This is a genomic window from Bifidobacterium xylocopae, from assembly GCF_003315615.1.
Lineage (GTDB): Bacteria > Actinomycetota > Actinomycetes > Actinomycetales > Bifidobacteriaceae > Bombiscardovia > Bombiscardovia xylocopae.
The window spans coordinates 50,508-74,526 of the sequence record NZ_PDCH01000009.1 but is presented as its reverse complement, the minus strand read 5'-3'; the positions used below and the strand labels follow the sequence as shown (position 1 = coordinate 74,526).

At 63.6% G+C, this 24,019-nt stretch carries 17 protein-coding genes; 12 read left to right on the top strand and 5 right to left on the bottom strand.

All coding sequences use genetic code 11. The features are described from left to right. The first annotated feature begins 81 nt into the window (after positions 1 to 81). The 3 genes from dnaE (at position 82) to glnA (ending at position 5,869) form a co-directional block, all read left to right on the top strand. Positions 82 to 3,645 (top strand): DNA polymerase III subunit alpha, encoded by a 3,564-nt coding sequence (dnaE, locus tag CRD59_RS05335; protein WP_113853650.1) that lies wholly within the window; start codon positions 82 to 84, stop codon positions 3,643 to 3,645. A gap of 72 nt (positions 3,646 to 3,717) precedes the next feature. Then, positions 3,718 to 4,416: a hypothetical protein gene (locus tag CRD59_RS05330; protein ID WP_113853649.1), complete on the top strand. Its 699-nt coding sequence runs from the start codon at positions 3,718 to 3,720 to the stop codon at positions 4,414 to 4,416. A gap of 115 nt (positions 4,417 to 4,531) precedes the next feature. Further along, entirely contained in the window at positions 4,532 to 5,869 is a 1,338-nt protein-coding gene (gene glnA, locus CRD59_RS05325) for a type I glutamate--ammonia ligase (protein WP_113853648.1), read from the top strand. Between the two features lie 121 nt (positions 5,870 to 5,990). Here the strand turns inward: glnA and CRD59_RS05320 are convergent, their stop codons facing one another. Genes CRD59_RS05320 through CRD59_RS05310 form a run of 3 tightly spaced genes read right to left on the bottom strand, consistent with a single transcriptional unit; the run spans position 5,991 to position 11,739 of the window. Beyond that, positions 5,991 to 6,971, bottom strand: coding sequence for a hemagglutinin (locus tag CRD59_RS05320; RefSeq protein ID WP_236632743.1), 981 nt, complete (start codon positions 6,969 to 6,971; stop codon positions 5,991 to 5,993). 20 nt (positions 6,972 to 6,991) lie between these two features. Then, positions 6,992 to 11,089 carry an ATP-dependent RNA helicase HrpA gene (gene hrpA / locus CRD59_RS05315; RefSeq protein WP_113853647.1) on the bottom strand — a complete coding sequence of 1,366 codons (4,098 nt, stop codon included), beginning with the start codon at positions 11,087 to 11,089 and terminating at the stop codon, positions 6,992 to 6,994. Next, a complete protein-coding gene (locus CRD59_RS05310; protein WP_201736558.1) occupies positions 11,086 to 11,739 on the bottom strand; it encodes a class I SAM-dependent methyltransferase in 654 nt (217 codons plus the stop codon). The genes hrpA and CRD59_RS05310 overlap by 4 nt, the downstream gene beginning before the upstream one ends. Positions 11,740 to 11,933: 194 nt before the next feature. Here CRD59_RS05310 and hflX point away from each other — a divergent pair, with 194 nt between their 5' ends. The 3 genes from hflX (at position 11,934) to CRD59_RS05295 (ending at position 15,638) form a co-directional block, all read left to right on the top strand. Next, on the top strand, positions 11,934 to 13,433 hold the full coding sequence (hflX, locus tag CRD59_RS05305; RefSeq protein ID WP_113853669.1) for a GTPase HflX: 1,500 nt from the start codon (positions 11,934 to 11,936) through the stop codon (positions 13,431 to 13,433). Positions 13,434 to 13,611: 178 nt separating this feature from the next. Then, the gene (locus CRD59_RS05300) at positions 13,612 to 14,574 is read left to right on the top strand and encodes an L-lactate dehydrogenase (protein ID WP_113853645.1); all 963 of its coding nucleotides are present in this window, start codon (positions 13,612 to 13,614) and stop codon (positions 14,572 to 14,574) included. Between the two features lie 80 nt (positions 14,575 to 14,654). Further along, positions 14,655 to 15,638: a cation diffusion facilitator family transporter gene (locus tag CRD59_RS05295; protein ID WP_113853644.1), complete on the top strand. Its 984-nt coding sequence runs from the start codon at positions 14,655 to 14,657 to the stop codon at positions 15,636 to 15,638. 29 nt (positions 15,639 to 15,667) lie between these two features. On the opposite strand, the gene lexA is transcribed toward CRD59_RS05295, so the two are convergent. Beyond that, a complete protein-coding gene (lexA, locus tag CRD59_RS05290) occupies positions 15,668 to 16,417 on the bottom strand; it encodes a transcriptional repressor LexA (protein ID WP_407923117.1) in 750 nt (249 codons plus the stop codon). A 145-nt stretch (positions 16,418 to 16,562) separates the two neighbouring features. Between lexA and CRD59_RS05285 the strand changes: the two genes are divergently transcribed. Together CRD59_RS05285 and nrdR are read left to right on the top strand one after the other, a co-directional pair. Beyond that, entirely contained in the window at positions 16,563 to 16,919 is a 357-nt protein-coding gene (locus tag CRD59_RS05285) for a LysM peptidoglycan-binding domain-containing protein (protein WP_236632742.1), read from the top strand. A 59-nt stretch (positions 16,920 to 16,978) separates the two neighbouring features. Then, positions 16,979 to 17,446, top strand: coding sequence for a transcriptional regulator NrdR (nrdR, locus tag CRD59_RS05280; RefSeq protein ID WP_113853642.1), 468 nt, complete (start codon positions 16,979 to 16,981; stop codon positions 17,444 to 17,446). 32 nt (positions 17,447 to 17,478) lie between these two features. Here nrdR and CRD59_RS05275 read toward each other — a convergent pair whose 3' ends face one another. Further along, on the bottom strand, positions 17,479 to 19,746 hold the full coding sequence (locus CRD59_RS05275) for a HelD family protein (protein WP_113853641.1): 2,268 nt from the start codon (positions 19,744 to 19,746) through the stop codon (positions 17,479 to 17,481). Positions 19,747 to 20,048: 302 nt separating this feature from the next. Here CRD59_RS05275 and mraZ point away from each other — a divergent pair, with 302 nt between their 5' ends. The 4 genes from mraZ (at position 20,049) to CRD59_RS05255 (ending at position 23,993) form a co-directional block, all read left to right on the top strand. After that, complete coding sequence (gene mraZ / locus CRD59_RS05270) at positions 20,049 to 20,564, top strand: division/cell wall cluster transcriptional repressor MraZ (RefSeq protein WP_113853667.1); 516 nt, start codon at positions 20,049 to 20,051, stop codon at positions 20,562 to 20,564. Continuing rightward, positions 20,564 to 21,640, top strand: a complete 1,077-nt coding sequence (gene rsmH / locus CRD59_RS05265) for a 16S rRNA (cytosine(1402)-N(4))-methyltransferase RsmH (protein ID WP_236632741.1) — start codon at positions 20,564 to 20,566, stop codon at positions 21,638 to 21,640. The genes mraZ and rsmH overlap by 1 nt, the downstream gene beginning before the upstream one ends. Positions 21,641 to 21,642: 2 nt before the next feature. Beyond that, positions 21,643 to 22,143: a hypothetical protein gene (locus CRD59_RS05260; RefSeq protein WP_236632740.1), complete on the top strand. Its 501-nt coding sequence runs from the start codon at positions 21,643 to 21,645 to the stop codon at positions 22,141 to 22,143. A gap of 77 nt (positions 22,144 to 22,220) precedes the next feature. Continuing rightward, positions 22,221 to 23,993: a peptidoglycan D,D-transpeptidase FtsI family protein gene (locus tag CRD59_RS05255; RefSeq protein ID WP_236632739.1), complete on the top strand. Its 1,773-nt coding sequence runs from the start codon at positions 22,221 to 22,223 to the stop codon at positions 23,991 to 23,993. Positions 23,994 to 24,019 lie beyond the last annotated feature (26 nt).

Here is a 24,019-nt window from a genome sequence, read left to right as displayed (position 1 = left end):
CGCCCTTTGCGCGCCGAATCGGCTGCGTTCAGTGGCGGTCCGGGGGGTTGGGTCTGTCAGGGCGTTTAGTAGATTAGTGGTATGGCTTCTTCCGTCTCACCCGACAGCTTCGTTCATCTGCACAACCACACGCACTACTCCACGCTGGACGGCGCCTCCAAGGTGCCCGAGCTGGTGCAGGAGGTGAAGGCGCAGGGGCAGCGGGCCATCGCCATCACCGACCATGGCAACATGCACGGGGCCTACGAGCTGTGGCGCAACGCTGTGGACAACGGCATCAAGCCGATCATCGGCATAGAGGCTTATGTGACTCCGGAAACCGCCCGCCAGGATCGGTCACGCGTGCGGTGGGGCGACGAGACCCAACGTTCGGACGATGTGTCCGGCGGTGGTTTCATCACCCATATGACTTTATGGGCCGAGAATGACACGGGTCTGGTCAACCTGATCAAGGCCTCCTCTGTGGCCAACCTGGAGGGGCTGGTCGGAAAGTGGCCCCGCATGGATAAGGATGTGCTCTCCACCTACCATGAGGGTGTCATCGGCACGACCGGCTGCCCATCGGGGATTGTGCAGACCCGCCTGCGCCTGGGGCAGTTCGACGAGGCCCTGCGTGCGGCGGGGGAGTTCCAGGACATCTTCGGCAAGGACAGCTACTACGTGGAGTTGATGGACCACGGTCTGGAGATCGAGCGGCGGGTGACCAAGGGACTGTTGGAAATCGCCAAGCGATTGGGGGCACCCCTGGTGGCCACCAACGACGCCCACTACGTCAAGGAAGAGGATGCAGGGGCCCAGGACGCCCTTCTGTGCATCAACTCCGGCTCCCACCTGGATGAACCCGGCCGTTTCAAGTTCAGCGGATCGGGCTACTATATCCGCCCAGCCCAGGAGATGCGTGACCTGTTCAAGGAGTTTCCCGAGGCCTGCGACAATACGCTGGAGATCGCCGACCGTTGCAACGTCATGTTCGACGACCACGAGGACGGGGCTTTCATGCCCCGATTCGACTGCCCGGAGGGTTGGGATGAGACCTCCCTCTTCCTGAGGAAAGTGGACGAGGGGCTCAAGGTGCGTTACCCGGACGGTGTGCCCGACGAGGTCTCCCACCAGGCGGACTATGAGTGCGGGGTCATCTGCCAGATGCAGTTCTGCGGCTACTTCCTGGTAGTTTCCGACTACATCAATTGGGCCAAGGAGCATGGCATCATGGTGGGTCCTGGGCGCGGCTCGGCGGCAGGCTCCATGGTGGCCTACGCCATGGGCATCACCGAGCTGGACCCCTTGAAACATGGCCTGATCTTCGAGCGGTTCCTGAACCCCGAACGCGTCTCCCTGCCTGATATCGACGTGGACTTCGACCCCGAGGGGCGTATGAAGGTGCTGGAATACGTGGCCGAGAAATACGGCTCAGACAAGGTGGCCCAGTGCGTGACCTACGGCACGATCAAGACCAAGAACGCCCTGAAGGACGCGGCCAGGATCATGGGTTACGAGTACTCGATGGGCGACAAGGTAACGAAGGCTTTGCCTCCCTCGGCCAACGGCAAGGACATGAGCCTCAGAGACATCTTCGACCCGAACTCGAAGCGTTACCCGGAGGCGCGTGAGTTCCGCGAGCTCTACGACGTCGATCAGGACGTGCACAGGATCACCGATGAAGCCAAGGGCCTGGAGGGCATCATCCGCCAGACCGGTGTCCATGCCTGCGCCACGATCATGGGCGCCGAGCCGATCACCGACACCTCGCCGCTGATGGAGCGAAACGACGGCACTGTGACCACGACTTTCGAGTACCACACTTGCGAGACCCTGGGGCTGGTCAAGATGGATTTCCTTGGCCTGTCCAACTTGAGTGTCATCCGTGACTGCCTGACGAACATTGCCCGCAACGGCAAGGATCCGATTTCGTACCAGCAGATTCCCCTGGATGACCAGGAGACCTACCAGCTGCTTTCCCGAGGCGACACGCTGGGCGTCTTCCAGCTTGATGGCGATGGCATGCGCTCCCTCCTACGGCTCCTCAAGCCCGACAACTTCAATGACATCTCGGCGTTGATCGCCCTCTACCGCCCCGGCCCCATGGATATGGATTCGCACACCAACTACGCGAAGCGCAAGAACGGCCTGCAGAAGATTGAACCCATACATCCGGAGGTGGCCGAGCCCCTGAAGGAGGTCCTGGACGAGACCTACGGCCTGATCGTCTATCAGGAGCAGGTGCAGTCCGCGGCGCGTATCCTTGCCGGTTACTCCCTGGGGCGGGCCGATGTGCTCCGCCGTGCCATGGGCAAGAAGAAGCCCGAAGTGCTGGCCAAGGAGAAGGTGCCCTTCTTCCAAGGCATGAAGGATCACGGCTACTCCGAGGAGGCCGCCCAAGCCGTATGGGACATCCTGGTGCCCTTCTCCGGCTATGCCTTCAACAAGGCCCACTCCGCGGCCTACGCCCTGATCGCATACTGGACCGCCTACCTGAAGACCCACTACCCGGTGGAGTTCATGGCCGCCCTCCTCCAGGGTGAGCGCACCAACAAGGACAAGACCGCCCTCTACCTGGGTGAGGCCAGGCGCATGGGCATCAAGGTGTTGCCCCCGGACATCAACGAGTCGGCTCTGGAGTACTCGGCAGTCGGAGACGTGGTCCGCATCGGTCTTGGGGCCATACGCAACGTGGGTGACAAGGCTGTGGAAGAGATCATGAAAGAGCGCGGGGGCAAGCGTGGCAAGTTCGTCAACTTCCTCGATTTCATCAAGCGTGTGTCCATGGACGCGCTCAACAAGCGCACCGTGGAGTCATTGATCAAAGCCGGGGCCTTCGATGAGACGGACGGCAATCGCAGGGCCCTGTTCCAGATCCACGAGGTGGCCATAGACCAGGTGGTCCCCCTGAAGCGCAAGCAGGCCGAGGGGCAGTTCGACCTGTTCGCGGACGAGGATGAGACACCCGAGGCCGATCTGCTCGGTGACGCCGACGTGTCCGTTCCCGACATCGAGGAGTGGGATAAGAAGACCAAGCTCAATTTCGAGCGCGAGATGCTGGGGTTGTATGTCTCCGATCATCCGCTTTCCGGAATGGCCGCTGTCCTGGCGGGCCTTCGCGACATGTCGATTGCCCAGCTGGTGGACAGGGCCCAAGCCATGGGTGATAACCAGACGGTCACCCTTGCCGGTCTGGTCACCTCCGTGGACCGGCGTGTCTCCAAGCGCGGCAACCCCTGGGCGCGGGTGACCATCGAGGACCTGGAGAGTTCCATCACCTGCAGTTTCTTCGGGAAGGCCTATGAGAGGGCCAGCGAACAGCTGGCTCTCGACACGGTGATACGGGTTCGTGGTTTTGTGGAGGTGCGCGACGAGGGTGTGAGCCTGCGGGCCCAGGATGTCGAGGTTCCCACATTGGAATCCGCGGATGAACGCCCCCTGGTCATCACACTGCCCCAGGCGGCGATTGACAGGGGCCGGATGGAGCGCCTTGCCAGGATCATCCGGGACCATCCCGGCTACTGCCAGGTACAGTTGGCTGTGTCCGACGAGAAGGGCAATGTCAAACTGTTCACCTTCGGTGACGACTTCCGTAGCAAGCATGACACATCCATGCTGGCGGAGATCAAGGCTGTCTTCGGCCCATCCTGCCTGCCGGCCGCCTGAACGCAGGCAATCGGGGTTTTCGCCCGACGGGAGTAGGTTGGGTTTGCAAGTCGAGTACTTCGAGGAGGTGCCATGAGTGAGCATGGGGGCGGGCAGCCGCCTGATGGTGGGAGCGACCATCTGAGCGACGAGGAGATAGAGCGTGCCTTGGCCGGCTTCGAGGCCGAGTTCAAGGGTGAGACCGGGGACGGTGATGCAGCTCGTACGGCCCCGTCGTCCCCCGGTGGTGCCGATGGTGCTGCTGATGACGATCAGTCGGCGGCAGGGGGGTTCGACGAGGAGCTCGAAGGACTGCTTGGCAATAAGGCCAAGGCCGCCTTGATCGTGACCCGTCTTGCCTCGGCCGAGCTCCTGGCCGCCTTCTGCCAGATCTCCGACATCTCAGCCGCCTGTCTTGAAGCAAGCGAGGGTGCCGTTGCCGTTCTGCGCAACCTGGACGGTGACGGACCGGAAGCGGCGGTCAAGGACCTTACTACAGTTGTATCCGGTCTGTCGGCCATGTTGGTCGTCAACCGGGCTGACAAACTGGAGGCCAAGCTCTGGATCGACGGGCGCTCCGGCGATTCCTTCCCGCCCCCGGTCCTGTTCGCATCGGCCGCAGGATTCGTCGAGGATCTGTTGATCGGGGCGGCGGATGTCGACCTGCTCAAGGAGCAGGGCGTCAAGGCCTACGATTCGGGCGACATGGATCGGGACCAGGCCATGGGTGTCATAGCCGGACACACCCGTTTCCGCAGGGGCGGCAACCCAAAGGGCGGCTCGATAGCCTGAGGTCACGGACCCGCTGGGGGGGGGCAAGCGCACCCAGCCTGGGGTCACTGATTGGCGACATGACGTTAACATGGTCCATACATGCTCGGAAATATAGGCATGGGAACATAAGGCCATGGAAAAACAAGAAGAGTTCGCCCTGCGTACGGTCGAGGAACGGGACGTGCGCTTCATCCGTCTCTGGTTCACCGATGTGTTGGGCACCCTAAAATCCGTGGCCATCGCGCCCGCCGAGCTCGAGAAGGCCTTCGACGAAGGCCTCGGCTTCGACGGATCGGCCATCGAGGGGATGACCCGGGTCTCGGAGGACGACATGATCGTCAAGCCGGACCCCTCCACATTCCAGATCATGCCCGCCCGGGGCGGCGGCCAGGGGACGGCCCGCATCTTCTGCGACATCCTGACCCCCGATGGCGAGCCCAGCCGCGGCGACCCCCGCCATGTGCTCAAGCGCGCCCTGGCCCAGGCGAAAGAGCAGGGGTTCACCTTCTATACCCACCCGGAGATCGAGTTCTACCTGTTCAAGTCCCAGCAGGATTGGTCCCAGTCGCCAACGCCGATCGACGAGGGTGGCTATTTCGACCATGTGCCGCGCAGCCCCGCCATGGATTTCCGACGTTCATGCGTGTCCATGCTGGAGCAGATGGGCATATCAGTGGAGTACTCCCACCACGAGGGCGGCCCCGGACAGAACGAGATCGATCTGCGCTACGCCGACGCCCTGGCGACCGCCGACAACATCATGACCTTCCGGACAGTGGTCAAGGAGGTCTCGTTGGAACGGGGCATGCACGCCTCCTTTATCCCCAAGCCCTTCACCGACAAGCCCGGCTCGGGCATGCACACCCATCTGAGCCTGTTCGAGGGCGATTCCAACGCCTTCTACGAGGTGGGCCAGGAATTCAACATGTCCGCCACGGCCCGGCAGTTCGCGGCCGGCATCCTGGCTCACGCGGCCGAGATCTGCGCAGTGACCGACCAGTATGTCAACTCCTACAAGCGTCTGTGGGGCGGTGCTGAGGCACCCTCCTACATCTGCTGGGGTCATAACAACCGTTCGGCCTTGCTGCGCATCCCGCAGTACAAACCCGGTAAGGGCAACTCCGCACGCATGGAGTTCCGTGCCCTGGATCCGGTAGCCAACCCGTATCTGGCCTTCTCCGTGCTGCTCGCCGCAGGCCTGGACGGTATCGAACAAAAGATGACGCTAGGCGAACCCACCTCGGACGATGTATGGGAGCTGACCGATTCCGAGCGCCGGGCCATGGGCATCCAACCCTTGCCCGACTCCCTGGACACGGCCCTGAAGATCATGGAGAAGTCCGAGTTCGTCGCTTCGGTGCTTGGTGAGCATGCCTTCGAGTACTTCCTTCGCAACAAGCGTCGGGAGTGGAATGAATACAACAGGCAGGTCACCCCCTACGAGTTGGAGTTCTACCTGCCCAGGCTGTGACGCGCGCCGTCGGGGGAAGCCACATCGGGCTGGCGGAAATCCGTGGAAGGGATTCAAGTGGTGGGGCAATCGTATCGCGCCGGACTGTGCCGAAGAGGTTGCCGGCAGCTCGTGCGTTCGGTCACCAGCGACGGTTCTCGCGGCGGAGGACCGCCTTGGGACTGGGTGCCGCCTGCCCGCCCTGCCCATGGGACCCGCCGAACCAGCCATCGTAGATGATCGCGAAGTTCCTGTTGCCGTAGGCCGAGCAGGCATCGCCTTCGCCCACGCCTGCCTTCAGAGCGGCATCGTTGGGTTGATAGGGGGTATAGATGTAGAGCAGAGCCGTGGCCGTGTTCTCGATGTAGACATCGGAGGCACCGCAGGATGCTTTGGGGGAGTATCGCACCGAATTGATGCGGCCGGGCTTGAACTGGTACTCGTCCATGTGCACCTGGTAGTAACGGTAGCGGTGGGCCGCCCCATAGACCTGGTTGAAGAAGCCGGCGTAGGCCGGGTCGCAGTCAGCGTCGTCCGGGCATGACAGACCCATGGCCGCCTTGTACTGCAAAGGTGTCGGGGTGGTGGCCGAGACCAGGTGCTGCTCCTTTTGGAGCATGGCCAGCAGGACCCGTTGGCTTATCCTGCAGGATCGGGCGGCACCGTCGATGATCGTCGCCGCCGACTGGTCCTTGCCGCCCTGATATTCGTCGCATAGGCCGTCCGCCGGCTTGGTGGGGGCGTCCGTTCTGTAGTCCTTGAGGCATGGCTGGGCGCCCTTGGAGGTTTCGGTCGTGCAGGCCGCGCCCTTTGTATTGAGGAAGGCCTGCACGTCATCGGCGTTCATGCTGGTCGTGTCGAAGAAAGGGCCATCGGAAATGATGTTGCCCGGGTTGAAGCCATAGCGCTGGTCGCTTTGTGTCTGGGCATGGCGCAGGGTTGAGACGCGGAGTCGGTATCCGGCGAACCTCAGACCTGTCACAATCAGGGCCAGGGCAAGGACCAACGCCACCGAAGTGGCCGCGGCGGTCTCGGCCCTCTTGGCTGGCGGCAGTCGTTTCCAGCGGGTGAGCATGGCTTTCACCCCCTGCCTGGACTTCGCAGCCGATCTTGACTGTTTCATCGTTCCACGTGCGCCCATGCTCAAACCTCCAAAGCTTTGCGGATGCGTTGCAGACTGGCCGGACGCCCGACGCCGAGTTCCTGCGCCCACAGGGAGACGTAGAAGTCCTCCGACATCCAGCGCGCCGTCTGCACACGCTTCATCATCTCCTGCCGCTTCGGGCCGGCCGGCTGTCTGTCCGCCCGTGCCCGGGCTTTGTCCACCAATTGCCTGGCTTCATCGGCCTGCCAGGCCCAGCGTACATCGCGGTCCTTGTCCTTGCGGGCCTTTTCCAAGCGGAGCAGGTCAGCGTGCAGGTATTTCTCAAGATCGGGCAGTTCCTGGGGAGGGGTGGCGCCGATGAAGCCTGTGGACACCAAGGAGGCGATGTGGTTGCGAACCCATTGCAGGACGGACAGCATGGGCAGATCGGCGGGGCCCGAGACCGCCTTGTCCACTTCCGCATACCGTTTGAGGATGGCGATGACCTCCTGTGCCAACCGGTAGACCGTATCCTCGTAGACCCCGGAGACTTTGTAAACCGCGGTTTTCAGTGCCTGATCATCGGGCAGGTCGGCGATGCGGGGCAGGAGGCGTTTGACGGCGGCCAGTTGGAGGTCATCGACGAGGGCCTTGGTGGACGGGTAGGGGGCCGAAGCCAGCATCAGGGCCTCGCGGCTGAGCCAACGTGAGGAGACACGCTCGTCGGGCAGTTGCAGCGACTTCAAAGCACCCTGCCAGAGCATGTCCGAGCGGGAGGCCGTGGTGGCGCCGGAGCGTTGGAGGAGGTCGGCTCGTTTGACCACCTGTCCCTGGCGGGCCGCCTGCTTCGCCTTGGTGGAGACCCGGGCCTGGGCCGAGCGTCGGGCCGGCTCGGCGAAGCGGCGCTGGAGGTCGGTCAACGACTTGGAGCGGCCCAGGACCTTGGGGGTTTGGCGTGCCCTTGCTGGATGTTTGCCTGACCTACCTGTCTTCCCTTTTCCGGGCCGGCTGTCCGGCGGTGTCTCGACCGCAAAGGTCATGCGCAGATAAGGGGGCAGGCGATTGGTCTGTTCGGGGGAGAACACCTGCGGGTGGACCTGGGCGCCGACCACCTCTATCGCCGCCTGGGTGAAGGCCTTGTCGAAGGGAATGCGGAAGCCGTCCTCCAGGCCGGGGTCGTCAGCAGCTGGGCCGGCGACTGACGGGTCCATGGCTTGGGACCCCGGCAGAGCGGGGTAGCGTGCGTCAATCCAGGCGCGAATGGCACGGGCCGTGTCGGGCGCGGGAACGAACTGCCTGCGCAGGGTCTTCGGCAGCGATTTGATGGTGGACACAATCAGCTCGTCCAGAAGGCCGGGCACGTTCCAGGTGAACTGTTCCGGTGTCAGTCGGCCTAGGGCCTCCAGGGGGATGTGGACCGTCACACCGTCATCTTCGGCGTGGGGGTCGTACACATAGGACAGACGCAGGTCCATAGGGGAGCCGTCGGTACCTATGGTGTGCCAGTGGTCCGGGTAATCGCCCGGGCTGATGGCGGCCTCCTCCTGGCGTAGGCGGTCCACCTGCGAAGGGTCGAAATCCAGCAGGGTCGGGCTGTTCGGACGTTCGCCCTTCCACCACTTGGCCAGGGCCGCCAGGGAAGTGATGGATTGGGGAAGGCGTTCGTTGTAGAAGTCATAGAGGTCTTCGTCGGTGGCCGACTGGGCGACAAGGCGGGTCTTGGATGCCTGGTCGCCGGCCTCCTGGAGGACCTGGCGGTTCGATTCGATGAAGTCATCATAGGAGAAGCGTTGGCGGATGTCCCCCTCCACGAGGCCTTGGCGGATCAGGAAGTCCCGGGCTTCGGACGGGTTGATCGATCCCCACAGGACAGGGCGTGCGGATACGATGGGCAGTCCATAGAGCAGGACTGTGGAGGATGCCACAGCAGCGCCCTTGGAGGCCGACCAGTGGGGCTCGGCGTAGGTCACCCGCGTCAGGTCGCCGGCCAGGGGTTCGGCCCAGGCCGGGTCGATGGAGGCGCAGTAACGGGCCCAGAGCCGGGAGGTCTCCACCAGACCAGCCGCCATGATCCAAGGTGGTGTCGCCTTGACCACAGCCGAAGCCGGGAAAATGGCAAAGCGGGTGCCGCGGGCGCCCCGATATTCGTTGCGGGAGCGCTTCTGCGCACGCTTGATGGCCCTGGCCCTGGCCGCGCCCTTGAGTCCCGAGAATTGGGAGGCCTTGGGCTCGTTGACCACCTGCATCCCGATGTTTGACAGGAGGCCGGCCAGCATGGCCCGGTGTACGCCTTCGCTGTCCCAGGAGCATGCCAGGGAGCCTCGTCCCTGCTGGCCGGTGGGCAGTGCCATGGCTTCGGGTTCGGGACCTGCAGACGGCTCGGGTACTCCCACCTTGATATGTATCTCCTGGCACATCTGCGCCAGCTGCCGGTAGAGGTCATGCCACTGGCGAAGGCGCAGGAAGCTCAAGTATTCGCCCTTGGACAGGCGGCGTAGGGACGAGGAGGAGGCTTTCCCGTCCGGGAAGCAATGATGCCATAGGTTGAGCACTGTGATGAAATCGGAGGAGGTGTCCTGGAAGCGGGCGTGGAGGTGGTCGGCTTCGTCGCGTTTTTCCTCGGGGCGTTCACGGGGATCCTGCAGACTCAGGAACGCCACGATCACGACCACCTGGGCCAGGGTGTTGGGCGTGGTCCCCTGGGCGGCCAGGATCATGCGACCCAGGCGGATGTCGATCGGTATGCGGGCCAGTTTGCGGCCCAGGGCATTGAGTCGGATCCATCCCCCGCGGCGGTCGATGGCTCCCAATTCGGTCAACTCGTTGAAGCCGTCGGCAACCGCACGCATGTCGGGCGGGTCGATGAAGCCGAAGTTGGTCACATCCTCGGCTGTGCGTGCCACACCCACGGAGAGCATGTGGAGCACGACCGCGCCCAAGGAGGTGCGCAGGATCTCGGGGTCGGTGAAGCGAGGTCGTGACTCGTAATCGTCGGGCGAATACAGGCGGATGGCGATGCCGTCGGCAACTCGTCCGCAGCGCCCGGCCCGTTGGTCGGCGGAAGCCTGGGAGATGGGTTCGATCGGCAGGCGTTGGACCTTGGCGGATTTGGAATAGCGGGAGATCCTGGCCAGCCCCGGGTCGACCACGTAGCGGATGCCGGGAACGGTCAGGGAGGTCTCGGCCACGTTGGTCGCGATGATGACCCGCTGGTGGGAATGGGACTGGAAGGCCCGATGCTGCTCCCTGGCGGAAAGGCGGGCGTATAAAGGGACGATTTCGATGGCGTCGGGCCGTCGCATGTCGGCGGCGCGCGGGCCCCAATGGCGACGCATGGCGGCTTCGTACTCGCGTATGTCTCGCTCGCCGGCCGCGAAGACCAGGATGTCCCGGGGACCCGACTCATGGGAGGAGTGGATGACCAGCTCGGCGCAGGCCCGGGCCACAGCCGTGGGCAGGTCGGATTCGATCTGGTCCAATGGGGCGCCCGAATCGGGATCCAGATGGGGTGTGCTGAAACCGGGCACGGAGTTCATCAGGGCCGGTGGGGCGCCCAGGGGCTCATAGACTGTCTGGACCGGGTACGTACGACCGGAGACCTCTATGACCGGCACGTTGGTGTGCAGGGCCTTGGCGAAGTGTTCCTGGAATTTGACGGAGTCAATGGTCGCCGAAGTGATGATGAGCTTGAGATCGCGGCGTTTGGGAAGAAGGGCCGTCAGATAACCAAGGAGAAAGTCGATGTTCAGGCTGCGCTCATGGGCCTCGTCGATCACTATCGTGTCGTAGGCGCTGAGTCTGGGGTCACGTTGGATCTGGGCAAGAAGGATGCCGTCGGTGACCACACGCAGGCGGGTGGCGTGTGAGGATTTGTCGTCGAAGCGTACTTGGTAGCCAACCTCGTCGCCGAGTTTGACCTCCAGTTCCTCCGCTATGCGGTCGGCAACGGTGCGGGCGGCGATTCGCCTGGGTTGGGTGTGCACGATCTGATGACCATGCGACCCGCGCCCCATCTGCAGGAGGATTTTGGGGATCTGCGTGGTCTTGCCTGAGCCTGTCTGTCCTGAGACTATGACGACCTGGCTGGAACGGACGGCCTGCTCTATCTGCCTGCGCGAAGCGGAGACCGGCAGTTCATTGGGGTAGGTGAACCTCATGGACGCGTGACCTCGATCACCCTGTAACCTTTCGAAGAGGCGTATTTGCCTGCGTGCCAGCCATCAGGCAGCTGCGTTGACAGCCAGTCGATGAGCGAGTCGGAGCCCAGGTTGCGCTGGACCACGAGGTATGCGGCGCCTGCGGGCCTGAGCCTGGGCAGGTAGGTCATGAGCAGCCGGTGCAAGGCTTCCTTGCCCACCCGGATGGGCGGGTTGGACCAGATCAGGTCGAAGGTCTGGGAGTCGGGGAGGGCGTCAGGCGCGAGGGGTTCGATGTTGGCCGCACCGTTGAGGGCTGCATTCGAACGGGTCAGGTCCAAGGCGCGCTCGTTGATGTCCACCGCCCAGACCTTGGCCTGGGGACTCAGCAGGGCCAGTTGGAGGGCGATCGGTCCCCAGCCGCAGCCCAGGTCCAGGAAGTCGCCCGTCTGGGGCGGGTGCGGGGCGTGGCGCAGGAGGACCGAAGTGCCCAGGTCCAGGCGGGATGAGGAGAAGACACCGTTCGAGACCTCCATCGGGACGGTCCCTCCGGCCAGTCTGACCTCAATCCGCCGGCGGACGTCCGGTGAGTCGGGCCGGGCCGCGAAGTACTGCTCGTCCCGCTTGCGTCCCGCCTGCCTGCGCTCGTCCAAGCTCTCCGTCCCCTGCATCTGTGCGCTCATCCTTTGCATTCGTCAAAACACCGCTTTTTGATTGTATCCGCCCATATGGTCCGTCACGCGGGTGGCGGAACAAACGTGCCGGAGGGATTCCGCTGTGGCTCAAGCCGAGGGCTGATTGGGCCTGGGGGGATATAGAGTGAATAGGAAGATAAACAGAAGAGGTGTCCTTGACCCAAGAGTCCATGGAACAACGGTTCGAGTCTACACGGGGGAAGCGCAGTGAAGCCCCCCTGGACGTTCGCAGCCAGGTCTTGCTCGATGCCGGCGATGCCGGCGACCGTCCCGATGATGGTGGGCGAACCTGGCGGGAACGCGAGGAGCGTAACCGTCTGAAGCATGTCGAAGGCCTGGGCGAGCTGGAGGACGTGACCGAGGTCGAGTACCGCAAGGTCCGTCTTGAGCGGGTGGTCCTTGTAGGTGTCTACTCGTCGGCGCGGACCAGCCAGGAGGCCGCCGAGGAGTCCCTGCGCGAGCTGTCCGCCCTGGCCCAGACCGCCGGCGCACAGGTGCTTGATGGGCTCCTCCAACAGCGTGAGCGTCCCGATCCGGCCACGTACGTGGGTTCGGGCAAGGCCAGGGAGCTGGCTGGTGCGGTCGCCGCCCAGGGGGCCGACACCATCATCGTGGACGATGATCTCCATCCTTCCCAGCGGCGTGCTCTGGAGGACGCCACCAAGGTCAAAGTGGTGGATCGCACGGCATTGATTCTGGACATCTTTGCCCAGCATGCCTCCAGTCGCGAGGGTAAGGCCCAGGTCGAACTGGCCCAGCTGGAGTACATGCTGCCCAGGCTGCGCGGCTGGGGCGGCTCCCTGTCCCGGCAGGCAGGCGGACAGGCGGCCGGGCAGTCGGGCGGCATCGGTTCGCGTGGGCCAGGCGAGACCAAGATCGAGACGGATCGGCGGGTCATACGCCACCGGATATCACGGCTCAAGCGGCAGATCAAGGCCATGGAGCCGGCCCGCGACGTCAAGCGCGGGTCGCGTCGGCGCTATGGGCTGCCCACGGTGGCCGTGGTCGGTTACACGAACGCGGGTAAATCCTCTCTGACCAACAGGCTGACCGGCTCGACGGAGCTGGTGGAGAACGCCCTGTTCGCAACGCTGGACACGGCCGTGCGCCGGGCAAAGGCCGCCGACGGCCGTCTCTATGCCCTGGTCGATACGGTCGGGTTCGTGCGCCGTCTGCCCACCCAGCTGGTCGAAGCCTTCAAATCCACCTTGGAGGAGGTGGCTCAGGCGGACCTGATCGTGCATGTGGTAGACGGCTCCCATCCCGACCCCTTCTCTCAGATCGAGGCCGTCGACAGGGTCCTGTCCGATATCCCGGGCGTCGAGGGCATTCCACGCATGCTGGTCTTCAACAAGGCCGACCGCATGGACCGGACGGTGCGCGAGCGGGTCGGGCGTTTGGAGCCCGATGCCTTTCTGGTCTCCGCCCGGACCGGTGAGGGGGTGGAGCCCCTGCGTGGGCGGGTCGAGGAACTACTGCCCCGCCCGGACGTACGTGTGGAGGCCAGGCTGCCTTACAGTGCGGGTTCCCTCCTCTCCCGCGTACGCCGGTTCGGCAGGGTCATCTCCGTGGACTACCGGGGGGACGGCGTGGACCTTGTGGCGGATGTGGACGACCGCCTGGCCGCCCAGGTCATGGAAGCGGCCGTCGATAGTCCGCCGGCGGCGTGACCCATTCGTTCGCGCCGTTCGTTCCGCGCAAGGAGAATGGAGTCCGGTTCAGGACCGCAGGGCGGCACCTCTATGAACAGTGCAGGGGCTGGCAAAAGGTCATTGACACTGGATACAGTGGATATGTAGAACAATGATGATCCCTATGAGGGATCTCATACAGAGAGGTCTGACAACTATGGCGGAATCACCCATCAAGCCCACTAAGCTCGCGATTGTCGGCGCTGGAGCGGTCGGTTCGACCCTGGCGTTCGCGGCGGCCCAGCGGGGTGTGGCGCGTGAGATAGTCCTGGAGGACATCAACCTGCAAAGGGTCCAGGCCGAGGTGCTGGACATGCAGCACGGTTCCAGTTTCTATCCCACCGTTTCAATCGCCGGTTCGGACGATCCCGAGATCTGCCGGGACGCCGACATGGTCGTCATCACGGCCGGGGCCCGGCAGAAGCCTGGGCAGACCAGGCTGGATCTGGCTGGCGCGACCATCAACATCATGAAATCAATCATCCCCGGTCTGGTGAAGGTGGCGCCCAACGCACTCTTCATGCTGATCACCAACCCAGTCGACATCGTCACCCGGGTCTCCATCGAGCTGTCCGGACTGCCCAGCCATCAGATGTTCGGCTCCGGCACCAACCTGGACTCCGCTCGCCTTCGTTACCTGATCGCACAGCAGACCGGTGTCAATGTCAAGAATGTGCATGCCTACATCGCCGGGGAGCACGGCGATTCCGAGGTGCCCCTGTGGTCCTCCGCCACCATCGGCGGGGTGCCCATGTGCGAGTGGAAGGAGCTGCCCGGCCACGAGCCACTGGATGCCGCCAAGCGTGAGGAAATCCACCAGGAGGTCAAGAACGCCGCCTACCGGATCATCGAAGGCAAGGGAGCTACCAATTTCGCCATTGCCATGTCCGGCGTGGACATCATCGAATCCATCATGAACGATACCCACCGCATCCTGCCGGTCTCTTCCATGCTGGACAACTTCCACGGCATCTCCGGCGTATGCATGTCCGTGCCGTCGGTCCTGACCAGGCGCGGTATCAACACCCACATCAACACCCCTCTTTCGGATGGCGAGCTGGCCTCCCTGAAACGGTCGGCCGAAACCCTTAAGGAGACCGCCGCCCAGTTCGGCTTCTGACAGGCCAAGCGTCTGGTAGGGTAGGCAACCCCAGTAGGGGGGCAATCAATAAGCCTTCTCAATATCGGACGGAGACCGGCATGGTCCATGCACATCAGCCCATATGCTCCGACATCCGCGAGGAATCGGGGAAAGCGGCAGGCGTGCGCCATGCCGGTCTTCATATCTGCGATGATCACAGCAGAAGGTTGATGGTCACCCTCTCCCTATCGGCCACGGTCTTTCTTGTGGAGGTGGCCGGCGCGGTCCTGACTGACAGTCTGGCGCTGCTTGTGGATGCGGCCCATATGCTCACTGACATTGCCATGCTGGCGGCCGCCACGGTCACAGCAGTGCTCATGCGGCGCAAACCCACTGCCAGAAGGACCTGGGGCTGGGCCCGGCTGGAGGTCGTTACGGCGGCCGGAGGTTCCCTTGCCCTGTTCGTGGTCGGAGTCTATGCGGTAATCGAGGCGGGCATACGCCTGTTCGGTACCGGAGGCGGAAAAGTGCAATCGCCTCGTTTCCTGCTTTTCTTCGGCTGCGTGGGGGTGCTGGCCAACCTCAGCTCCCTGCTGGTGCTCTTCACCCGGAGGGCCGACAACCTGAATATGAAAGCCGCCTTCCTTGAAGTCGTGAATGACGCGTTGGGCTCCTTCGCGGTGGTCATATCTGCCCTTGTTCTGCTGATGACGGGTTGGGGCGCATTCGACGCCATCGCTGGAGGGATCATCGCTGTGATGATGATTCCCCGGTCATTGAAGTTGCTGGTCGGCAGTGTGCGTGTGTTGCTGGAGGAGACACCGGCGGGGTTGGACCTTGACCGGGTGCGTGAACATCTCAGTGGCGTACCCGGGGTGGTGGCGGTACATGATCTTCATGCCAGCACAATCTCGACTGGTCTGCCGCAACTCTCCGCACACATCACGGTAGGAGCGGGGACCACGATGGAGGAAGCCTGCGACCTGCTGGTGCGCATGCAGGACTGCCTACGGGAGCATTTCCCGGTGCGGATCGAGCATACAACCTTTCAGATTGAGCCCGAGGGATACAAGGAGGACACCGGGGAACGGCTTGGAGTCTGATCTGAAGAAGGACTTTCCCCCCGGATGGTTCAGATTCGTCGCAGGACTGTGACGACCTTGCCCATGATCGTGGCATCAGAGCCGTCGATGGGGGAGTACGAGGGGTTGTGGGGCATGAGCCAGACATGACCTGCCTCCGTGCGGAAGGTCTTGACCGTAGCCTCGTCATCCAGGAGGGCGGCCACTATGTCCCCGTTCTCGGCTTCGGACTGCTCGCGGACCACCACGAAATCGCCGTCACAGATGGCTGCCTCGATCATGGAGTCGCCGTGGACCTCCAGCATGAAAAGGTTGCCGGAACCTGTCAGGCGCTCCGGCAGACGCATGACATCGTCCACATGCTGCTCGGCCGTGATCGGCTGACCGGCAGCGATTCGACCTACCAAAGGCACGTCCCGCGAGCTTTCGATGGATTCGCTGGTTGCAGACCTGGGGGCGGGGAAGTTGATGACGACTGAACCGGATTCGACGGGAGTCGGTATCCCGGCGGTGACCGGAGGAGTCTGCTCAACCAGTTCAATCGCCCGGCCCTTGTTGGCGCTGGTGCGTATGTAGCCCAGTTCCTCAAGCACCTGGAGTTGGTGCTTGACTGAAGAAGGGCTCTTGAGGCCCGCGGCGAGGCCTATCTCCCGGTAGGAGGGGGCGAAGCCCTTGTCCGCCACATGCGTGCGGATGGCATCAAGAACACGTTCCTGGCGCGGGGTCAGCCCGGACTTGACGGTCCCGCCCTTGGCCTTGGCGTGCGCCGCCTTCCCGTCGATGAAGGAGATGGTGCCCACAGGGACTCCTTTCGCTATGGGCATTAGCATAGCCCGAAATTGCGCGTAAATCAAACAAATGTTCGAACCGGCCTTGCGCGAGTCGCGCATCCGTGCCAATATTAGAACATCTGTTCTATCGAACAAATGTTCGCAAGGAGGGTCCATGAGCGCAGCGATTTCGATGCCGGTCCGTGTGAAGGTCGCGGAGAGTGGCGCCAGCGGGCGGGGTGGGAAGAGTCGTATCCTGGGCAGGATGGCCCCCATGGCCCTGGGGCTGAGCCTGCTGGCGGCAGGGTTCGGGCTGGCCGGCGGCGCCCGGGCCCAGGCCCAGGTCACGGGAGCCGCCCAGGAGGTCGTTTCCTACACGGTGCGTCCCGGTGATACTTTGTGGACATATGCGAGAATGGTCACTCCCGAGGGGGGCGACGTCTCCGGGAGTGTGGACGAACTCATGGGTTTGAACGGGCTGACGTCACCGGTCCTGCAAACGGGTCAGCGCATCGTCGTGCCCAAGCGTTGATGGTGCCGCGACCCGTCGGGGCTTCTCTTTCGGCGGATTGCAGGCTAATATCAAGTGGTATGCACTGTCCCTTTTGCCAGAACCCAGACACCAAGGTCGTCGATACACGTATCAGCGACGACGGCTACGCCATACGTCGCAGGCGCGAATGCCCCAGGTGCTCCCGGCGATTCACCACAGTCGAGACGTCGTCCCTGATGGTGAAGAAACACTCCGGCAACAGTGAGCCCTTCAACAGGGACAAGGTCGTTTCTGGTGTGCGCAAGGCCTGCCAGGGTCGGCATATCGAAGAGGACGCCCTGAAGCTTCTGGGGCAACAGGTAGAGGAGGACCTGCGTTCCAGGGGCTTGGCGCAGGTTGATTCTGAGGAGGTCGGCAAAGCCATCCTGGGACCACTGCGAAAGCTTGACGAGGTGGCTTACCTGCGTTTCGCATCGGTCTATCAGAATTTCAATGGGCTGGAGGACTTCCAGAGGGCCATCGACGACCTGCGATCCGAGGATGCGGACGAACGACGATTCGCCTGACCGTGAACGGTCGCATTCGGCATACAGGTACGTCAGCCTAGGCCGGTCCCGGTCTCGACGATGACTAATCGCTGGGTGGGCCGAGTCATGGCCACGTACATGTCGGAAACCGCGACCAGGCGGGAGGGGGCTTCGTCGGCGATCCGTTCGGGGTCCACGAGGACCACCGCATCGTATTCCAAGCCTTTGGCTTCCTGGGCTGAGGTGATCGACAGCTGCTGGTCACGGGGGTCCTGTGCGGCCAGGCGATCGGCGGTTTTGTCGCCGACGGTCTCCCGGTAGACTTTCCTGACGGCGGCCATCAAGGCCGTGACCTGGTCGGCCGAGCTGATGACGGCGACGCGGCCGGCGCCATCAGAGCCTATGAACTCTTGGGCGAGGTCGGCGGCTGCACGCGAGGCCTCTTCAATCGCGGTGCCTGAATCCTGTGCCCTGATCCTGCGCACGGAGCCGGGTACGGTCCGAACGGCCCTGACGGTGGAGACATGCAGGCCTTCGGCACGCGCGTGGTCGGCAGCAAGCTCGGAGACCTCCCTGGGGTTTCGGTAGTCGATGGTCAGCTCATTCAGCTCCCAGCCGTCCTCGCCGAAGAGCCGGTCCATGGTGCGTTGCCAGGAACGGGTGCCTCCCAGGGCCGAAGTCTGTGCCACATCGCCGACAATGGTGAAGGATCGTGAAGGGCAGCGTCGGAGGAGCATACGCCAATCCATCGCCGTCAGCTCCTGGGCTTCGTCGACCACGATGTGCCCGAAGACCCACTCACGGTCCTCCGCGGCCTTTTGTGAGACCGCCTGGGCATCCAAACCGTTGATATTGTCCAGTAGCATTTGGGAGTTGACCAGTCCCGTCCCGATGCCGTTCTGTGCCAGTGTGTCCTGGGCAAAATGACGTTCCTGTGCCTGCGCAGCATCCCTGGCGGCCAACCGAGCCATCTGCCGGGGGTCCGGCCCCAGGAGCTCCATCGCCTCGTCCAGGAGGGGGATGTCGGAGATGGTCAGCGGCGAACCCTTGGGCCGGGTGAGGGTGTCGACCTCCTCTGGTCGCAGCCAGGGGGCCAGTCGGGCAAGAAGCGCGGGGTGGGACCATAGGTTCTCCAGGAGCCATGCCGGTTCCATGGGCAACCAGGCCAGATTGATGGCCTTGCGTACCTGGTCGTTGAGCCTGAGGAGGGAGCGCGCGCGGCCCAGCTCGTCGGCGCCGGGGGTGTAGTCCAGACTGTCCGTATACCGGTTTTCCAAAGACTGGAGCATGGAGCGCGCAAATGTCTCACGCGCCTTGTTGTGAGGCTGGTGGGTCCGTCGCGCATCGGCCAGGGCCTGCTCGACATCCACGGCCAGCATGGGAACGCTGACCCCCTCGACCGAGACCCTGGGGAGGTTCGCGGGCACCCGCTCCCTGCTATGCACGGCTCTGGCGATGACCGAGGCCATTCGCGGGTCGCCCTTGAGCTTGGCAACATGTGGGGTGTCGGTGGCCTTGGCCACAACGCCGGGAATGAGGTCGCCGATCGTGCGGCTCAGGACTCCGGTCTCTCCCAGGGAGGGAAGGACCTGGTCGATGTAGCGCAGAAAGGCCGGGGATGGCCCCACCACCAATACACCCGAGCGTTCCAGGACCGAGCGATGGGTGTAGAGCAGGTAGGCGGCCCGATGGAGGGCCACCGCCGTCTTGCCGGTGCCGGGGCCGCCCTGGACGACCACTGTATGGGCCATGTCGGAACGGATGATGCGGTCCTGCTCCGCCTGGATGGTGGCGACGATGTCCGTCATCCGACCGGTCCGTCGGCTGGAGAGGGTGGCCAGAAGGGCCCCCTCACCGGCCAGGGTACCTTGACTGGCCGCCTGCCCCACCTGGGGCGAATCCAGATCGAGGACTTCATCCTCGATGCCGGTGACGGTCCTGAAGCTAAGGCTGATGTGCCGGCGCATGACGATATCCCCGTGGGCGGAGGGGGTGGCTTCATAGAAGGGGCGTGCGGCCTCGGCGCGCCAATCGGTCAGGATCGGCTCGTGGGATTGGCTGGACAGGCCGATGCGTCCGATATATCGCCGTAGGCCGTCGCGATGGTCCAGGCGGCCGAATACCAACCGGTCCTCAACGGCCCTCAGCTGCGCCAGCCGGTCCTCATACATGGATGCGAAGGAGTCCCGCTCGGTGCGCTGGGTGGGGGAGCCGTGGGAACCGGCGGCACGCACGGCATCCAAACGGGCCCTGTTCCGGGTGCGCAGGTCGTCCAGGCGACCGTATGCGCGGTCGACCGCGTCTTGTTCTTCCTGCAATTGTGAGGAGTAGGTCGACATGTGTGTCCTGTCCGTTCCCGCGAGTGCCCAACGCCACTAAACCAGGCACTCCAGTCTACCGCCAGGCCTCTACCCGGGTCGCCCCCCCCCCCCCCGGCAGGGCGACGCGCCGGCGTCTTCTGCCACGATTGCGCAGAGAGCAGGCGAGCGGCCATGTTGGCGGCATAAGTGGTGGAGGAATCTCCATGGTGTGGTGAAGAATGGTGGGTAGTGGGGTAAAGTGGGGAATGTTGTTGTCGGGGGTGTTCCACATAAGGCGCGTGCGCAGCCATATCGGCATGATTTCCAAGGAGGTGGGAGCGATGACCGGACAGGAGGACCAAGGCCCATCCTCGCTCTCCCGGCCCGACAGCCCCGATGTGGTGGGCGCTTCAGCACCACCCCTGCTGCTGGGCACCTACACCCCGAAGATTGATGCCAAGGGCCGGATGGCCCTGCCAGCGAAATTCCGCTCCCGCCTTGGCGCAGGGCTGGTCATGGCCCGCGGTCAGGAGCGTTGCGTCTACCTGCTGCCGGCTGACGAGTTCCGCCGGATCGCCCTCCGGATTCAACGCACATCCATGGGCAACCGCGCCGCCCGCGAGTACCTCCGCGTTTTCCTGTCGGGGGCCGTCGACCAGGAGCCCGACAAGCAGGGCCGGGTCCTTGTGCCCACCATGCTGCGTGAGTACGCCCGACTCGGTCAATCGGTGGTGGTCATCGGTGTGGGCACCAGGGCCGAGATCTGGGATCAGGAAGCCTGGCAGGCCTATCTGTCCAGCAAGGAACAGGGCTATGCGGACATCGCGGATGATGTGCTGCCGGAGATGGACTTTTGATGACGGGGGACAAAAGGATGCAGGCGGTGTCAGGACTTGGCCCGATTGAGGGTATCCATGATCCGGTACTGCTGGACGAATGCGTGCAACTCGTCGCCCCCTCCCTCGGCCGGGAAGGCGCCTGGATGGTGGACTGCACCCTCGGTTTGGCCGGGCATGCCACCGCCTTCCTCAAGGCGGCTCCCAGCGCCCGTCTGATCGGCATCGACCGTGACGAAGAGGCTCTGGCCCTGGCTGTGGAGCGCATGGACCGGGAGGGACTGTCCAACCGCTTCAGGCCCGTTCACGCGCCCTTCGACCAATTGAATGACATCCTGGAGGACCAGGGCGTGGAGCAGGTGTCCGCGGTCTTCATGGATTTGGGGCTGTCCAGTCTGCAGATCGATGAGCGTTCACGGGGCTTCTCATACAGCCAGGACGCCCCGCTGGACATGCGGATGGATTCTGCCCAGAAACTGACCGCGGCCCGCATCCTGGCCGAATACGACGGTGAGGACCTGGCCCGCATCTTCGCCGAATACGGTGAGGAACGCTACGCCCGCAGGATCGCACGTGCGATCGTCGCCAGCCGGGTCGGTGAGCCTTTGACCACATCCGCCCAACTGGATCGCCTCGTCGATCAGGTCGTGCCCAAGTTCCATCGCGCGCCGGGCAACCCGGCCAAACGGGTTTTTCAGGCCCTCCGGATCGAGGTGAACGGCGAGCTGGACAAACTCGCCCGGACCCTGCCGCAGGCCGCGGCTCGGTTGGCTGTGGGTGGCCGCCTGGTCGTGGAATCGTACCATTCCCTGGAGGACCGCACGGTTAAGCGGTTCATGGCTTCCGGCCTGCAGGTGGATCTGCCTCCGGGGTTGCCGGTCGTGCCCGAGTCGGCCCGGCCCTTCTTCCGCGACCTGACACACGGCGCCCGCAAGGCCGATGCCGGACAGATGGCCGCCAACCCCCGTTCGGCCTCGGTCCGTTTGCGGGCAGTGGAGCTCGTGCGGCCCATTCCCCCAGAACGGGTACGGCAGTGGAGTCGACAGGCGCAGGAACCCATGTATACCGTCCGCAAGCATTCGTCAGGGAGGCGATGACCTTGGCTTCGTCAGCTCGTTCAGTACGCTCGAGGACCGCTCCAGGCAAGCGCCGCCCCGCTTCGCAGGCCGAGCAGCGCAGGGCCAGGCTGGCCTTGGTCGATGGGGGGCGCTCGGCCACCAACCGGAGCCTGGGTGGGCGTGCACGTCGCTTCGTCTCCTGGGCGGGCACGCGCTCAACCCCATTGATCCAGTTCGCTGTGGCCCTGGTCTTCCTGTCGGTCTGCCTGCTGGGTTCCCTCCTGTTGCGCACCCAGATGGTCCAGAATTCCTTTGAGGCCAGTTCGGTTCAGTCCTCGATCAGCAAGCTGACCCAGGATGTCCAGGACGACCAGGACAAGCTGGACCAGCTTCAGGCCTCACTGCCCGACAAGGCCCAGCAGATGGGAATGGTCCCCCAGCGTGGCACAAGCTCGATAGACCTGAATGGCTACCGGCCCAGCGAAAACATGCAACCCCAAAACCAGGGTCAGGCGCCGGGAGCACGGGCGGGGCAGCATTGAGTGCCCGATCCGACGGCGCCGGCGGACGCAGGAACGGTCAACGGCGGCACCAGGTAACAGGAGCGGGGACAAGCGGTGTGGACACCGTATCGTTCGCGCGCCGTTCAATTGTGATCGCGCTGGTTCTGGCCCTGGTGGCGGTCATCGCCCTGGGCAAGCTTGCCTGGATTCAATTGTTCGAGGGGCGACAGACCGCCGAAGCCGCCACCCGCAGCCGTACCGTGCCCCACACGCTCAAGGCCCAGCGCGGACGCATCCTGGATGCCAACGGTATGATTCTGGCCCAGAGTGTGGAACGGTACACCATCGTAGGCAGCCCCAAGGCCGCAGCCGACTTCATTCCGGTGGATTGCACCAAGCAGACCGAAGGCAACTGCCATGCGATCAAGGGCAAACCTGTCGGTGTCACGGGTCCGGCGGCCGTGGCCCGCATCCTGGCGCCGACCTTGGGGATGAACCCCATGGAGCTGGGCGCCAAATTGGATGGAAAAGGCAGTTACGTGGTCCTGAAAAAGGATGTGCCCCCCCAAGTCAAGCGCACGATTGACAAGCTGGGCCTGGCTGGTGTGATCTCCGCCGAGCTCAGCAACCAGCGCAGTTACCCCCATGGGGAGCTTATGGGGTCCCTCCTGGGAGGCGTGGACGCGGAAGGCAAGGGGGTGGCCGGTCTTGAATCCATGGAGGACAGGGTCCTGACCGGCAAGGATGGTTACGAGGTCTATCAGCAGGGCATGTACGGCCAGCAGATACCCGGCACGGAGTCCAGGTCCCAGCGGCCTGAGGACGGCAAGGATGTGCACCTGACCATAGATGGGGACGTGCAGTGGTACGTGCAGAAGGCGCTGTCGGACGGCAAGTCCAAGTACCAGGCAGGCTGGGCCATGGCCGTGGTCCAGGAGTCGACGACCGGGCGCATCATCGCCCTGGCCGACACCGAGAACAAGGCCGCAGGCTCTGCCGAAGCCAAGATGAACCCCCCACTGGTGGTCAGCCAGACCTTCGAACCGGGTTCGATCGGCAAGACCATCACCCTGTCCGGCATGCTCCAGGAGGGCACCCACCAGATGACCGACAAATTCACGGTTCCCGACCGGATCAAGGTGGACGGCCAGGAGTACCACGACGCGGTCGACCATGCTGCCGAGCATTGGACCATGGCCGGCATCCTGCAGAATTCCTCGAACGTGGGCATGGTCATGGCCGGGGAGAAATACCCTGACCAGAAGCGCTATGAATATTTGACGAAGTTCGGTATCGGACAGCCTTCCGGCCTGGGATTGCAGGGCGAATCCAAGGGCTTGCTGACCTCTCCGAACACTTGGGACCGGCGTACCCGCAACACGGTCCTGTTCGGTCAGGGCTATGCCACCAACGCCATCCAGTTGACCAACGCGATCGCCACGATCGCGAACAAGGGCGTACGCAATCAGCAGAGCCTGATCGCCTCGGTCTCCGACGAGGACGGCAAATCCGAGAGGGCCGCGACAGGTCAGTCCACCCGGGTTGTGGACGAGCAGGTGGCGGGGCAGGTCATGAACGGCATGGAATCCGTGGCCGACAAATTCAAGAACGTCGCCTCCGTTGATGGCTACCGGGTTGCTTCCAAGACAGGTACCGCCGAAGTGCCCGGCAAGGATGGCAGGCTCAGCTCCATCATCAGCGACTGGACGGGTATCATACCGGCGGACAATCCCCGATTCGTAATTACCGTCGTCATGAGGGATCCCCAGGGGACATTCGGCGGTCTGACAGCAGGCCCGGTATTCGCACAAATTGGTGAATTCCTTATGCAGAAATACGAGCTGCCGCCCTCATCCCCGCGCACTGATGCTATCCCTGTTCAATGGTGATGAGCATGAGCTGGAGTGGGCAGGCC